This is a genomic window from Bacillus sp. LL01 (assembly GCF_001037965.1).
Genome location: NZ_LFEL01000003.1, coordinates 139,484 through 153,011, shown reverse-complemented (window position 1 = coordinate 153,011; position 13,528 = coordinate 139,484). Strand labels below are relative to the sequence as shown.

18 protein-coding genes are annotated in these 13,528 nt (G+C 38.6%); 3 read left to right on the top strand and 15 right to left on the bottom strand.

Features of this window, described 5'->3' with window-relative positions; genetic code table 11:
* Positions 1-11 precede the first annotated feature (11 nt).
* Genes AB685_RS10320 through AB685_RS10310 form a run of 3 tightly spaced genes read right to left on the bottom strand, consistent with a single transcriptional unit; the run spans position 12 to position 1,860 of the window.
* Entirely contained in the window at positions 12-704 is a 693-nt protein-coding gene (locus AB685_RS10320) for an ABC transporter ATP-binding protein (protein WP_047970531.1), read from the bottom strand.
* Complete coding sequence (locus AB685_RS10315) at positions 701-1,078, bottom strand: GntR family transcriptional regulator (RefSeq protein WP_047970530.1); 378 nt, start codon at positions 1,076-1,078, stop codon at positions 701-703. Before AB685_RS10315 ends, AB685_RS10320 begins: the two co-directional genes overlap by 4 nt.
* Complete coding sequence (locus AB685_RS10310) at positions 1,075-1,860, bottom strand: hypothetical protein (protein ID WP_047970529.1); 786 nt, start codon at positions 1,858-1,860, stop codon at positions 1,075-1,077. The genes AB685_RS10315 and AB685_RS10310 overlap by 4 nt, the downstream gene beginning before the upstream one ends.
* Positions 1,861-2,151: 291 nt before the next feature.
* Here AB685_RS10310 and AB685_RS31675 point away from each other — a divergent pair, with 291 nt between their 5' ends.
* Complete coding sequence (locus AB685_RS31675; protein WP_198530487.1) at positions 2,152-2,307, top strand: hypothetical protein; 156 nt, start codon at positions 2,152-2,154, stop codon at positions 2,305-2,307.
* Between the two features lie 304 nt (positions 2,308-2,611).
* On the opposite strand, the gene AB685_RS31290 is transcribed toward AB685_RS31675, so the two are convergent.
* From AB685_RS31290 to AB685_RS10280, 7 genes are all read right to left on the bottom strand, one after another.
* On the bottom strand, positions 2,612-2,770 hold the full coding sequence (locus AB685_RS31290) for a hypothetical protein (RefSeq protein WP_157860716.1): 159 nt from the start codon (positions 2,768-2,770) through the stop codon (positions 2,612-2,614).
* Positions 2,771-2,793: 23 nt separating this feature from the next.
* Entirely contained in the window at positions 2,794-3,126 is a 333-nt protein-coding gene (locus AB685_RS10305) for a TIGR04104 family putative zinc finger protein (protein ID WP_047970528.1), read from the bottom strand.
* Between the two features lie 337 nt (positions 3,127-3,463).
* The gene (locus AB685_RS10300; protein ID WP_047970527.1) at positions 3,464-4,420 is read right to left on the bottom strand and encodes a nucleoside hydrolase; all 957 of its coding nucleotides are present in this window, start codon (positions 4,418-4,420) and stop codon (positions 3,464-3,466) included.
* Between the two features lie 62 nt (positions 4,421-4,482).
* Positions 4,483-5,556 carry a Ger(x)C family spore germination protein gene (locus AB685_RS10295; protein WP_047970526.1) on the bottom strand — a complete coding sequence of 358 codons (1,074 nt, stop codon included), beginning with the start codon at positions 5,554-5,556 and terminating at the stop codon, positions 4,483-4,485.
* Entirely contained in the window at positions 5,546-6,652 is a 1,107-nt protein-coding gene (locus AB685_RS10290) for a GerAB/ArcD/ProY family transporter (protein WP_347230866.1), read from the bottom strand. The genes AB685_RS10295 and AB685_RS10290 overlap by 11 nt, the downstream gene beginning before the upstream one ends.
* An 18-nt stretch (positions 6,653-6,670) precedes the next feature.
* On the bottom strand, positions 6,671-8,191 hold the full coding sequence (locus AB685_RS10285) for a spore germination protein (protein ID WP_082153594.1): 1,521 nt from the start codon (positions 8,189-8,191) through the stop codon (positions 6,671-6,673).
* Positions 8,192-8,339: 148 nt separating this feature from the next.
* Entirely contained in the window at positions 8,340-8,663 is a 324-nt protein-coding gene (locus tag AB685_RS10280) for a hypothetical protein (RefSeq protein ID WP_047970524.1), read from the bottom strand.
* Between the two features lie 204 nt (positions 8,664-8,867).
* Between AB685_RS10280 and AB685_RS10275 the strand changes: the two genes are divergently transcribed.
* Entirely contained in the window at positions 8,868-9,341 is a 474-nt protein-coding gene (locus AB685_RS10275) for a sigma-70 family RNA polymerase sigma factor (protein ID WP_047970523.1), read from the top strand.
* A 41-nt stretch (positions 9,342-9,382) separates the two neighbouring features.
* On the opposite strand, the gene AB685_RS10270 is transcribed toward AB685_RS10275, so the two are convergent.
* A complete protein-coding gene (locus AB685_RS10270) occupies positions 9,383-9,577 on the bottom strand; it encodes a hypothetical protein (protein WP_047970522.1) in 195 nt (64 codons plus the stop codon).
* 527 nt (positions 9,578-10,104) lie between these two features.
* Between AB685_RS10270 and AB685_RS10265 the strand changes: the two genes are divergently transcribed.
* On the top strand, positions 10,105-10,287 hold the full coding sequence (locus AB685_RS10265; RefSeq protein WP_047970521.1) for a DUF2187 family protein: 183 nt from the start codon (positions 10,105-10,107) through the stop codon (positions 10,285-10,287).
* A gap of 256 nt (positions 10,288-10,543) precedes the next feature.
* On the opposite strand, the gene AB685_RS10260 is transcribed toward AB685_RS10265, so the two are convergent.
* From AB685_RS10260 to queF, 4 genes are all read right to left on the bottom strand, one after another.
* Positions 10,544-10,858 (bottom strand): AbrB/MazE/SpoVT family DNA-binding domain-containing protein, encoded by a 315-nt coding sequence (locus AB685_RS10260; protein WP_047970520.1) that lies wholly within the window; start codon positions 10,856-10,858, stop codon positions 10,544-10,546.
* A gap of 103 nt (positions 10,859-10,961) precedes the next feature.
* Positions 10,962-11,651, bottom strand: a complete 690-nt coding sequence (locus tag AB685_RS10255; protein ID WP_047970519.1) for an oxidoreductase — start codon at positions 11,649-11,651, stop codon at positions 10,962-10,964.
* Positions 11,652-11,711: 60 nt separating this feature from the next.
* A complete protein-coding gene (locus tag AB685_RS10250; RefSeq protein ID WP_047970518.1) occupies positions 11,712-12,725 on the bottom strand; it encodes a DUF3231 family protein in 1,014 nt (337 codons plus the stop codon).
* A gap of 296 nt (positions 12,726-13,021) precedes the next feature.
* The gene (gene queF / locus AB685_RS10245; protein ID WP_047970517.1) at positions 13,022-13,519 is read right to left on the bottom strand and encodes a preQ(1) synthase; all 498 of its coding nucleotides are present in this window, start codon (positions 13,517-13,519) and stop codon (positions 13,022-13,024) included.
* Positions 13,520-13,528 lie beyond the last annotated feature (9 nt).

The window sequence follows — 13,528 nt, the reverse complement described above, 5'->3', positions numbered from 1 at the left end:
TTCTCTCCCCCCTATTCCTGTAAATTCGCAATCATCCAGTCCTTAACCGACAGGCCATCCAATTCCCTAATTTGTTCTACGTTTTGATGGGCGATAAAGTTTCCATTTTTTATTAACACCACTTCATCTAGAAGTGATTCGATTTCATCAATTTCATGGGTGGCAATGATAATCGTTTGTTTACCGAAATCAAGGAAGGTTAGAAGCCCTTTCACAATTGAATCTCTCACCATGGGGTCCAATCCTGAAAAAGGCTCATCTAACAAGATATAATCCGCCTTTCTAGACAAGGCCAGAACAAGCTTAAGCCTGCCTCTATTACCTTTGGACAATGCTTTTATCTTTTTGGATGGATCAAGCTTCATAAACATCAAGAGCTCTTCCGCCTTCTCTTTGTCGAAATCTCTGAATTGAGATTCATAGAATTTGACCATGTCCTCTACCGATAACGCGTCATAAAACACGTCAAGTTCCGTCATATAGGCAACCTTTTTGGCGATTTGACGGCTGGCCACCTCTCCATCTACCGTCACTTTTCCTTTATCTGGTCTTACCAAACCGGCTATCATCTTCAGACTGGTAGATTTTCCGCTCCCATTTGGACCAAGTAATCCAATGATTTTCCCCTTTTCAAAGGACAGGTCCCCATTTTTCACCGCAATATCTTTGCCGTATTTTTTACTAACCTGTTCGAATTTGATCATTTCCGACTCTCCCCCTCCGCCAAAAACTTTTCCACACTTTCAACAATCTCATTTTCTGAAGCACCAATCTCTCTCATACTTTGGACAAAACTTTCTACGACTTTTGTTTCCATGCCTTTTTTTATTTGCATGAGCATTCCCTCATCTTCTGTAACAAATGTCCCTTGACCTCTCTTGGTTTCCACGATTTCCATCCTCTCCATTTCACTGTATGTTCTTTGAATGGTATTCGGATTTACACCTGACTGAATTGCCATTTCCCGTACGGAAGGAAGTTTATCTCCAGGCTTTAACACACCCCGCACGATTTCTTTACTAATTCGATCAATGATTTGTATATAAATCGGTTTATCAGCATCGTATTTTGCCGTCATTTTACTTCCACCGCCTTATTTAGGAGCAAGCTCGATAGGAAAAAGAGACCAATTAATTTTATAGATGAAATAAGCAAACCCGCCAATGAAATATTTTTTGTGCCAGATCTAATCCCGAGGCCATCTTCTTCTATATAGACATTCATGAATTTTGTCATTTCAACCGGAACAGGTAAGATCGAGTGCAGCCCTGCCAACAACTGCTTTTCTATAAATACGACCAACAGGATGCTAGCAATGATAAATAATGTAAAAAGAACAACTTTAAATTTGGCTAGATAATAGAATTTCCCCATTGAATGGTAGATAGTCCAATAGAACGTGTAAAAAATCGCGAGTTCCAATCCACTAACTGTTAATTGGACACTCATCTGAAAAATAGATCCTGCCGTTAAAAAGTTTTCTGTTATACCTCCCGGATCAAAAAAAACCACTGTTATCCCTAGCAACAGAAAAGCCGTACATAAACTTGTTATATGAAGCAAAATTCCTGTCAGGAGTTTACTTCCCAAGATCATCGAAGTTGAATGTGGATTATGCAGCCACATCTGCGATTTTTCCTCCATGCTCAGTCCTGATCCTACAATCATGGTGATATATATCACATGAATACCGACAATCATGGATGTCGCAATATACAAAAGTTCATAGTTATTGGTGAACAAACTCCCCCCCAATACAACAGCCCAAATAAAGAGCTTAAAACATATAAGGAGTATAAAAGTGTTTTTTGATAGCAGCCATTCTTTTCTCAACAATCCTCTAAACGCATTCGTTTCCATTAAAACTCCCCTTTACGTCTTAGTGTTCTAGTTAGATAGTACACTAAGACAAATTGAAGCGTCAACCATTTTTTTCAATTATTTTACAAGAAGTAGATTCGTAAATTTGCACTAAACATTCTAATCATTATGCCGATAAAATAAATACCCCTTTTTCATAAATGTGGTAAAATGACACTGGTGTACATAAATTTAGTTTTTTTTACAAATTTCTACTTAATTACTTATTATTTATTAGAATATTTTGTATAATATACTTACAATTTTCTTCATGTGTGTAGGAGTGAAGTGATGGATACAAGAGCGAGAAGAATTGTACGCAATAACAAAAAAAGTCAGTTTCATTTTTTAATTGTATTAAAGGATTTTATCGGTTCTTTTGTTCTTCATGCAATTTCACTGGTCATTGTAGCCGCATTTTTAGTCTGGGTATTGGATCAAGTTTAACTTGCAAGAACACTATTGGAGCGAAGCCCAGAGAGTCTGTTGCAGGTGTAAAAAGTCAAAAAAACGAGAAGGATCGAAATCTGATCCTTCTCGTTTTTTTATATGCTCTTTTCTCAAAGATTGTTGCTATTCGATTGTAAAAAGTCGGCAATTGGACTTTTACCGCTTATCTACTCAAAAAATTGGCAGGAAGCCTATTGAGATAGCCAGGAAAAGAGTACGACAGCAAGGATTATAACGGTTGGTTAATAAATGCGCAAAAGCAACAAAGTTTACGAAAACAGACTTTTAATATGTGTAAAGCCTATTTCTTTTTATGAAGAGGAACAACATTTCTCGTTTCCCATTTTGCTTCCAATTCAATAATTCTGTCTTCCAACTTTCTGTTGGCTGCATGAAGACGGTAAAAGATTGGTATATAGATCACGATGATAAAGCATACCGCTGAAAAGAAAGATGCCATTTCAATCCCTCACTTTTAAAAACTCATTTCTTCTTCTCGACTACCGGTTGTTGTTTCGATTTCTTATAACGGACCTTTGTTGCAGCATAAAACACTCCTGCAGATCCGAATATAAGCACTATGAGTACCTGACTCCATCTAGTATGTAGAATTCCAATCATTGCGCTTAGCATATAGGCGATAAGTATTGGTATTAGTACTGTGTAAAGGGATAAGATGAATCGGAACTTTTCATCGACTTCATAGACGGTGTTGCAGCTTTCACACTTGATGGGTCGGTATCCGAAAAACACCGAATTTAATCTCGTTTTATATATTACTTTCTCTTTGCAGTTTGGACATTGCTGAAATGACATGTACTCTTCTCCTTTAAAGATACTTCCAGGGCATTTTTTTGTTTCAATATTCCTATAATTTAATCATATCAAATCAAAGGTTAAAGGAATAGAAAAAATAGAATTAAAATGCTGGTTTCGTAAACTTCGTTACCTTTTCGTATTTTTGTATCAACCGTTATACTTCCTGCTTTCGTGCTCTTTTCCTGGTTATACAGGATAAACTGGATGCCTATTTTAGAGTAGGTAAGTGGTAAAAAGTCCAAGTGCCGACTTTTTACTACGAATAGCAACAATGAGAAAAGAGCCAATTAAAAAGAATTCAGACCGCACTCTTTCTCGGTCTGAATCCATGTGGTTATTCTTCGTTCGGCAGGGAACTTGACATGATTGTTACAAAATCGTCAGCAAAAGCTTCGTAGTCCAATTCCAGAGCAATGGTCACTTTATTTCCTTTTTCATCCGGTTTTGGGCGAAAGTCCGCCATACTAACGCCACGGAGGTTACCTTCATCCAATCCGACAGTCACCTCTTTTTCAACGTATTTGAATGCTTGTGGGTTGGTTACGGCAAACAAAGTCATTACATCATGCAATGGGCTTCCTTCAATACCCGGAACGAGCTTTTGGTAAGCTTCAAAATAATAGTCAAAGATATCTTTGACAAGCATTTGAAAAGGGTTGTTTTGACCTTGTATTATCTTCTCGATCATCTTTGGTGTAATAATTGCTTCGTTTGTTACATTCAATGGATATAATACACCCTGCTTCACCCTATTCATCACAATACCGGCAGCTATGGGGTCTCCGTAAAAGTTGGCTTCCGCGCCTGCTGTAACATTTCCGGGAGTAAGAATTGCGCCACCCATTAGGTAGTATCCACCCACTGTATTCATCGTTTCTTCGCCAGCAAGATTAAATGAGATGGCTAGCGAGGTTGCACGGCCGACATCCACAATAATCAGCTCTTCTCCATACTCTTCTATCACCTTGAAGATAGCGTCAAAATTCAGCAATTCCCCTTTGATGGTAGGCGGTGGTTTTATTGGTCCAAGTCCCTGTTCCCCGTGTATTTCCGGATAATATGGGGTGAACTCACCTGAGAGAGGTGTTTTTGCTCCTCCAATTAATATGACATTATTCCTACCTGCAAGATCGAGTAGATAGGCGACATTTTGTGTTGCTTGCTCCTGATCGACATTTCCGTAGCTTGTGACGATACCGACCAGTTCAATTTTCGGATTCAATAAAGCATAGATGATAGCAAGAGAATCATCTATTCCGGGATCACAATATAACAAGACCTTCTGAGGCATATATAAGTACCCCCTTAATGGTATATGTTAATTCAGTATATTCCCGGACCTGAACAACTTTCCTATTCGGTAATTCCTGTACTTATTATTCTTACTTTTGCATCAACATTGATTTGCACATCGGGATACGTCTGTTCCTCCCATTTTTTGAAGTCAAAGCCTCTTTTCCTGGATTTCACCTCATACCCAAACCCTATTGGGTCCACCCCTTTTTCTTGAAATTCTTTGATCATCGACTTTGATTCAGCAACAATTTTTTCCTCAAACAATTTTTGAAATTTTTTTAGTTCTTTTGGCGTAACTTTATTGCCTGTAAATTCCTTTAGTGTACCATCCACTTTTACCTCCACATTAATGACCGGGGTATCCCCCTTCCAATCCACCTTAATTTTACGTTTGGTCTTTATACTTCGAATCGAAAAAAAATCATCTTTTCCCGGCACTTTTAAAGGAGCTGTTCCATCAGAATGTTTGTCCACAAGTGTCTTAAAATAAAATAACCGTTCATTAGGGATTGTCAGTTCGTATTTGTCCCCCTTGAACACTACCACCCCAACGATTTCCGTCTTGTCCTCGGTTTTCTTCATTAGAGGGAGATTCGGATCCTTCCCTTTCTGATAATAATCGGAAAGAAAGATGTGTAGGTTTGATTTTGGTACGTCCCTTCTATCAATATTGTGCTTTAACAGATTAAATAAGTGATCCCCGGTTCCCCGTGTTCCAAGATTCTGTTTCATCAATTCATTTGTTTCTCCATCCACAATTGCCAATTGCAATCCGGTACCAATGCTTGCATCACGTTGCAAACCATCTACAAGTTGAATTATTCCCTTCTCCGCCATGGCCATATTAAAAAGTACAAGTTCCAAACTTCCGTTTACAATTGGAGCAGACGATTCCTTTTGTGCACTTCTCAGTATATCTTTATTAAGCTCGGAAACTGCTGTAAATGTTTCATTCACAATGGACTTATCCGCTTTATAAACTGGCACCAGGAACGTCCCCATCACTTCGTTCTCCCCAATTAGATCGAAACCTTCCACCGTTTCAATGTTGATGTCGTCGGCAATTTCTTTTTCTAAACAACCGGTAAGAACGAAACATATGTACACAGCTATAATCCATTTATGCTGCATTTTCTTTCTTCCCCTTTCTCCAATGGGCGAATGAGACCAACAAGAATAATAGCGGGATATACACATACCCCATATAAAAACCGACCGTCCCCATATGAGAATTCAAATCGTTGATCAATTTCCTGTCTTCAAACTGGTTCATTAAGATGAAGACCAAAATGGTTATGCCGATTAACGAAGTTCTATGTTTTAATTTTGTTAATCTTTTGGCCAATCTGCTGGCACACCAAAGGAAAATGCAGACATTCGGCAGAATGATAAGACACCAGTTGGCAATACCGATATATTCAACTCGTTCCACGAATGGTAGTTCAATGATTTTCCAGATGGAAAGGGTTGCCCAGATATTTTTCTCTAGCTTTCCTTCACTAAAATAGGCAAAGGTGACAAGTGCAAATATCAAATAGATAAATGAAGTGAGAAAGATTCCCATATGTGCCCATTTCTTAGACTTTTCAGGCTTGTTCAAAAAAGGATAAAAGATTAGCAAAGTTTCAAAACCGAGCATACTTAAGGTCATATCCTTTCCGGACATGATAATATCCTTAAGAGAGTGATCAAAAATGGGCAGCAAGTTTCTGAAATTGGCATATTCAAGCGGGATGACAATAGTCAGAAAAAGATAGGAGGGTAGAATCACTCCCAGAAAAGCCATTCCTGTAATCACCCTGAACCCAGCAGTAATAATGTAATAAACCAAAAGAAGAAATAGAAGTGTGAAAAACCATGTACTCAAGTCCGGAAACAACCATACTTGGACCACTTCGATGTATGTTCTAAGGACCGTTACCGTGGTAAAAATGAAATAGACGATAAAAAATAAGGTAAACAACTTTCCTATCCATTTTCCAAAGGCCATTCGATGTGCACTGGCCAGATCACCTTCACTTTTTTCGCAAATCTTGTAGATCATATAGACAATTACGTGAGTGATGGCACCAAAAAGAATGATTCCCATCCATGCATCATAGCCGGCAGACATTGCAATAACCCGTTGATATCCAAGGGCACCGACTCCAAACTGTGTACTATGTATCAAAAAGAACACTAAAAACGGAGAAACCTGGAATTTTTTCGGGATTTTCTGCAATGTCACCTCTCCTTTCCAAACTCGTCATTCATCGATATCCTTTTTCCTCATCGTTCTGACTTTAGTATTTCTCTGTGGTTTATTGGTCCTCAACTGGCCAGGACGTTCATTTTGCATCGAAAATGGGAGCCTTAACAGCGCATCTTTCATATCCTTGACCCTTGGAGGATATATTGGCTCCAAATAAGGTCTTCCAAGTGACGTTAACCGTAATAAGTGTGCCGCCAAAATACAGAAACAGAAAACAATTCCCAACAATCCCCATAACTCTGCGAACAACAGAAACGGAAACCTCAACAGACGGATTGTATTACCCATTTTATAGACTGGTGTCGTAAATGAAGCCAGAGCAGCCAGGGCTACAATAATCAAGAGGACGTTACTAGTTAATCCCGCCTCAACCGACGCCGTTCCGATAACAATTCCGCCCACGATACCGATTGTCTGACCTACCTTGGTGGGAAGCCTAGCTCCTGCTTCCCTTAACAGTTCAATCGTCAATTCAAGGAAAATGGCTTCCATTATCGGCGGAAGGGGAACCTCACGTCTTGAAGCGATCAACGTACTCAATAAATCTTTTGGAATCAATTCATAGTGGTAGCTTAATACTGCGACGTACACCGGTGTAACCAAAATTGAGAATGCGACCCCAAAAAGACGGATCATTCGAAAAAAAGATGCCAGCCAATAGCTTAAGTAATAATCCTCAAAGGAAGAAAAGAACTCCACTAATGTAGTAGGACCAATGAGTCCGTGTGGGGATCCGTTTACCAACAAGATCACTTTCCCCTCTGACAATGCGGACACGATGCGATCTGGCCGTTCCGTATCTAATAAAAGTGGAAAGATAGTGTTGCCATTATCAGATATTAATTGTGAAACATAGGAGCTGTCATTGATATGATCGAACTGAACTTCATCTAGCCGCTGAATGACGGTGTTGACATTTTCTTCATTTACTATTCCTTCTAAATACATGACAGCAACTCTTGTTCTGGAGATGCTCCCAAGTGTTTTCTGCTCGATTGTCAGCATCGGAGTGCTTAACCTACGTCTGATCAAGTTGATATTGGAATCTATATTTTCAACAAAGGACTCTTTGGGCCCAATAACACTGAACTCGACTTCCGGCAATGAAACTGCACGGGTTTGTACAAATTCGGAACGTACCAATAATCCTTTTTTGTCCTTCTCTCCTATCTGTACAAATATAAATCCGCTCAGAAGCTTTTCCCTAATTTCCTTAGGGTCCGAACTTATTGTCACCACTTCGATTGGCAAGATATTTTTCAAGTCCTGTAGAGAGGACCAGGGTATTGTGGTGATGCTATGCAAAATGTCACGGTGCAGAAAATCCGTATCCACTAATGTATAGTAGTAGTTTATCCATACCTTGCGACTGCCATCATTCGTATAATCGGAGAATCTCAGAAAGTCCACTGACTTTTCCATTTGTAAGAGCAATTGAGTTACTGTCATATCTTCCACCTTGTTGGAAGTTGACTTTGGACCGGATGTAAACAGCTTTTTAAAAAGGTTTTTCATCATGTCCCCTCCTCACTTTAAGCATTAGACTGACAGAATTCTCCTTTTATTTTTCCTATAAAGTTACTTAATATACCTTCTGCTCCAAGGAGTATTTTGTAGAAGAACAAAAAAAGAGCCCCAAAAGGACTCTGTATTTCTATTTCTTCTATTTCTGTGATCGTCTGATAATCTCAACCACATCAAAAATACGAATATGATATATATTCTTCTCCAAATCCTTTATGGTCAGCTTGTTCTCCTTATAACGAAAGGATTGGATTCTTCCCGTAATCTGGATAACATCACCTTCAAACCAGATCGACATTTTAAACACTTCTTTTGCCATATACATATGGCGCAGCAATTTCTTTATATATTGAATATCGGGAATGTCAGGAAACAGTAAAAACCCCTGAACTGTCCGATCCGCATCATTTTTCCATAGATACATGGACTGGTTCTCTAATTTATTCTCTTTTTTGTGTTCCATGGCAATTCCCCCTTTTTAATCATTTTCGTTCATACTTCCTAACAGGTAACCTTCATACTCCCCATAACCTATAGGTATATCCGATGTTTGCCACTACTAGTTCACAGTTTATTCCTCGTATTCAGACATGTCAACCGTTTGAAAGTTCACTATATTTATTTTACCGGGAATAAAGAAAAGCTAGCTTTTCGTTAGGAACTCCTAATGGAAACAAATTTCAATAAAGTTTTAGAGCAGTACACTCCCATGATACACCATATCATTAAATCATTGAATATCTATAAAGATAAAGACCGTTATTTTCATGAAGCCACCATTGCCTTGTGGGAAACTGCTAGTTCGCATGATAGCACGAAAGGATCGTTTACTTCCTATGCATATTCATCCGTCAGGGGAAAATTGCTTAATCACCTGAAAAAACAAATGAAATGGGAAGCCACTCACACCTTTGTCGAACACTTGCCAGAGCAGTCTTTTGAATCTTCCTACTTCGAAATGGAGGGATTGGAGAAATACACAAGGCACCTTACCAAAAAGCAAAATATATGGCTTATTGAATTCATATGGAATGGAAAAAGAGTAGAAGAAATTGCCAGACAGGAGGGCGTTTCCATAAGTGCCGTCAAATCATGGAGGGAGGAAGCATTAAAAAAGTTAAGAAAAGCATACACTTCATAAATAATAACAGGTAGCGAAGGGCCATGGCCCCGCTACCTGATTTAGCTTCTTGCTTCTTGCATGTATTGGTAGACCACTTCACCATTATGCTTTGCAATTCCTCGGAAATGCTTGAAATCATCGCGAGCAACCAGTACTTTTCTAAAAATCATGAACTCCTCTTTTTGAATCCTATATTCATGTAACTCACCATTTTTGAGTTTGTCCAATACTTCCTCAGCTAACGATTCATTCATTCCCATCACTCCAACTTCATAAATTCCAACTTCCATTTTACCATAAAGTTTTAATAAAAACCTGACAAAAACGACCCGGTCCTTATCTAAAAATTTTAGTTGTTAGGTTTTTTGCCGCTGTTCCTTTCCGCAAATGGCTTCGCTTTCCGCGGACCGCCCACAGGAAAGCGATGCGCCTGGAACGGAGATCCACCGCATTAAGACAACCATACAAAGTTTTATGCTTTTCTTACAAAAAAACCCCTTCCTTGAACGGAAGGGATTCCATGGGGGATAAGGAATAGAATGAATGGGGCATTAAGAAGCCCTACTTATCTATATGTTATTTCAGGGTTATCGGTTACATAACAGTATAGAAAAACAAATTAAATGAAAATTTAGAAAAAATACATTGAAACTATTTACGTTTTTACAAAAATAATGCAAAATGTATGTAACACTTTTACCAAACCACTATTTTACAATAAAAAGAAACTAGAAAGCATTTACTTTCTGCTGGGATACCATTTATATAGGGGGAGATTAAATTGAAAAAAGCGGAAGTGGGAAATATCATAGAATTTCGGGAAGGTCTTCAAGGGGTAGTAGAAAAAGTAAATGAGAACTCTGTTATTGTCGACATGACCTATATGAACAATTATCGTGACTTGGAACTTGAACAGCGTACAGTTGTAAATCATAAAAATTATAAGATTGTTAGAGGATTGTAGGCTATAGATTACCTTTTCAAACCAAAAGGCTGTTTTCGGAAACTTGTTGCTTTTACGTATTTTTATATTAACCGTTATACTCCTTGCTGTCGTGCTCTTTTCCTGGCTGTACAGGAAAAACGGCATGCTATTTTAGAGTAGATAAGCAATAAAAAGTCCAATTACCGACTTTTTACAAGAGGATAACAACAATCTTTGAGAAAAGAGCCAACCAAAAAGGGCTCACCGAGGTTATATCTCCTCAGGAGTCCTTTTTTTAGCCTGTTTCCTCCTCTAAAATTTCCAGTATAACGGCGGTCCTTTCTTTATCCAGCTTGACGGAAAAATGCGTTTCCTCACTTATGTTCAAGTTACGCCTAATCTCAATAGGGATATTGACCTTCCCATTGTTGGAAACAATAGATTCATTATAAATATGCTCTTCATTGATCGGTTTCATGACTAACCCTAAAGGTTGTTCCATAATCATTAGTACATCGCCATCGGAAATTTGCAACTGTTCACGAATTGACTTGGGAATGGTTAAATGGCCAGATTTACGAATCCTTCTAAATTCTTTCGTTTGGCTCATAGAGGACACTCCTATTTTTTTATACTTATTCCCTGCTTTGTGGAAATGAAAACGAAACTCCCTCTTATAAAGCAAATAGTCCAAACAAATGATGTTACACGCTTTAACTCCTTCTGATTGCTGATCCAAGTTCTCCTATTTTAGCAATAAGGTCCGACTCCACTACATGGACACCATCTCTTGCATCTTTCAAGAATTTCACCATAGCCTGTGCAACCACTTTGCCCTGAACTGACCTGTACTTCTTCAACTTACCTTTCAAAATAGGATTAATCGCATTCCCTAATACTTCCCCAATTCTTTCGCCCATCCTGAATTCCTCCCTATCACCAAGAAGTAAAGATGGTCTGAAAATATAGGTAGAAGGAATTCCTATTTCAGATAACGCTTTTTCCATCTCGCCTTTTATATGATTGTAGAAGAACCTAGAGTTGGCATCCGCACCTATGGCGGAAACGACTGCTACCCTCTTTACTCCACACTCTTTGGCAAGACGGGCTGCCTTCACCACATAGTCATAATCAACTTTTCGAAAATTCTCTTGCGTTCCTGCTTTTTTTTTCGTTGTACCAAGGCAGATGTAGAGATCGTCCACGTGGAAATATTGCTTATAGGAGGACAGACTATCAAAATCAGCTTTAATTTCGGTTAATTTTTGGTGCTTCTCCTGGAGTTGCCTTCTAACTAAAATAGTCAAAGTTCCATAATCCGGATTTCGTAAAATCTCTTCCTTCAGGTGAGCTCCTATCAGACCAGTTGCTCCTATTACCAAAGCACTTCTTTTATAGTTCATCTCAGGTACTCCTCTGCCTTTTGTTACTTCCTTTATACCAAATTGAGGCGTTTTCTACAACTATTCCCTCTTTTTTGACAATTCATTCCGATCTGAAGTTGCCGGTGGTTTTTCCATCCAACGGTGGGTTACCATGATATCCGCCCCTGATTTGGCAAGCAATGCCGATTCGGAGGAAAGCTTCTCGTACTTAATCGCAATATCTGTTCGATGGCTGGCAGAAGATGCCGTCGCATAATTTCCTATTCCAGCAGCTATCATAAAACTGTTGTGAAACATCATCAACTTATCGGAAAAAGGCGGTATCTTTGAATCCGTAATGGAATAGTCAGCTGACATGGGAGCTTGTACATCATCCTTCATCAAAATATCAATGAAAGTCTTAATATGTCTATGCGCCAACTGCTTGCCTTTCAACATAAATTCACGGACTTCTTTATGGATTGCCGCCTGTGAAAATGCAGTACATAGCATCATTCCAATCTGGTTTGTCTCAATATTAAGGCTAAGATGGGTAACTTCAATGGTGTTCAAAGTCCTTTTATTGACGAACGGGTTCAGTCCACTAAAGTATTTTTGGTCATCTACAAATTGAGCCTTTTCCGGAATAATGGTGTATGGTTTTTTTGTATATAATCCTCTTTCCAATAAAAGTTCTGTGGATTCGTCAAATAGTTCAACCGTTCGTTGCAAAAAAGTAGTATAAAGTTGTCTTATATCCTTTCTTGACACAGCTCCAAGACATGCACCATATGTGACCATCCCTATTTTAGCCATTTGAAGTACATAAGATAGCTTAAAGGAATCCGAAAATAGCCGTGGAGCTTGAAGATTAATATCGTTTTCTGAAAATGCTATGGGCAGTGGGTATTGCTCCTTCCAAAATACAGACTTTAATTCGTTTTCATTATTGGACGCAACATCGTATGCCTTTGCAACCACTTCCCTAATTTCTTTGTCTTCCACACATTCCAAAAAGTACCGCAGCACACACGCGGACATCGAATTGTTCAAGTATAACGTCCATAATGTACTTGTCTCTGCACAAGTCAATTCCGAGAGATGGTTTGTCATACGCTTCTCCTCCTTTGTTTTTGTTATTATTTTCAAAGGAAGAGGTTTTTAGTAGAAGTAAATGTCAAAAAAAAGAAACACAACCAAAGTTGTGTCCCTTTTTTTATCTAGGCTATTTTTTAATAGATTGTTGCTATTTACTAGTAAAAAGTAGGCATTTGGACTTTTTACTAGTGTATCTACTTTCAAAATATCATGCAGTTTCTCCTGAATAACCAGGAAAAGAGCACGACAGTAACAATTATTACGGTTGTTTTAAAAATACGAAAAAGCAACAAAGTTTGCGAAAACAGCCTTTATCTATTATCAATTTTTTCCGGATACAAGTCATGATTCATCAGACGGTATTGTGCCATCTCTTCATATTTCGTACCTGGTTTTCCGTAATTTGTATAAGGATCAATGGAAATCCCGCCACGTGGGGTGAATTTGCCCCAAACCTCGATATAGCGTGGATCCATCAGTTCAATCAAGTCGTTCATAATAATATTCATGCAATCCTCATGAAAGTCCCCGTGGTTACGGAAACTGAACAAGTACAGCTTCAAAGATTTGCTCTCCACCATCAATTCACTTGGAATGTAGCTGATATAAATGGTCGCAAAATCCGGTTGATTTGTTTTTGGGCAAAGGCTTGTAAATTCTGGACAGTTGAATTTAACGAAATAATCCCTGTTCGGATGTTTGTTTTCGAATGTTTCCAACACCTCCGGGGAGTAGTTGAATAAATAGCCTGTACCTTGATTCCCAAGCAAAGTTACACCTTCCAGTTCTGAGTCTTTTCTTCCTGACATGTTCATTCT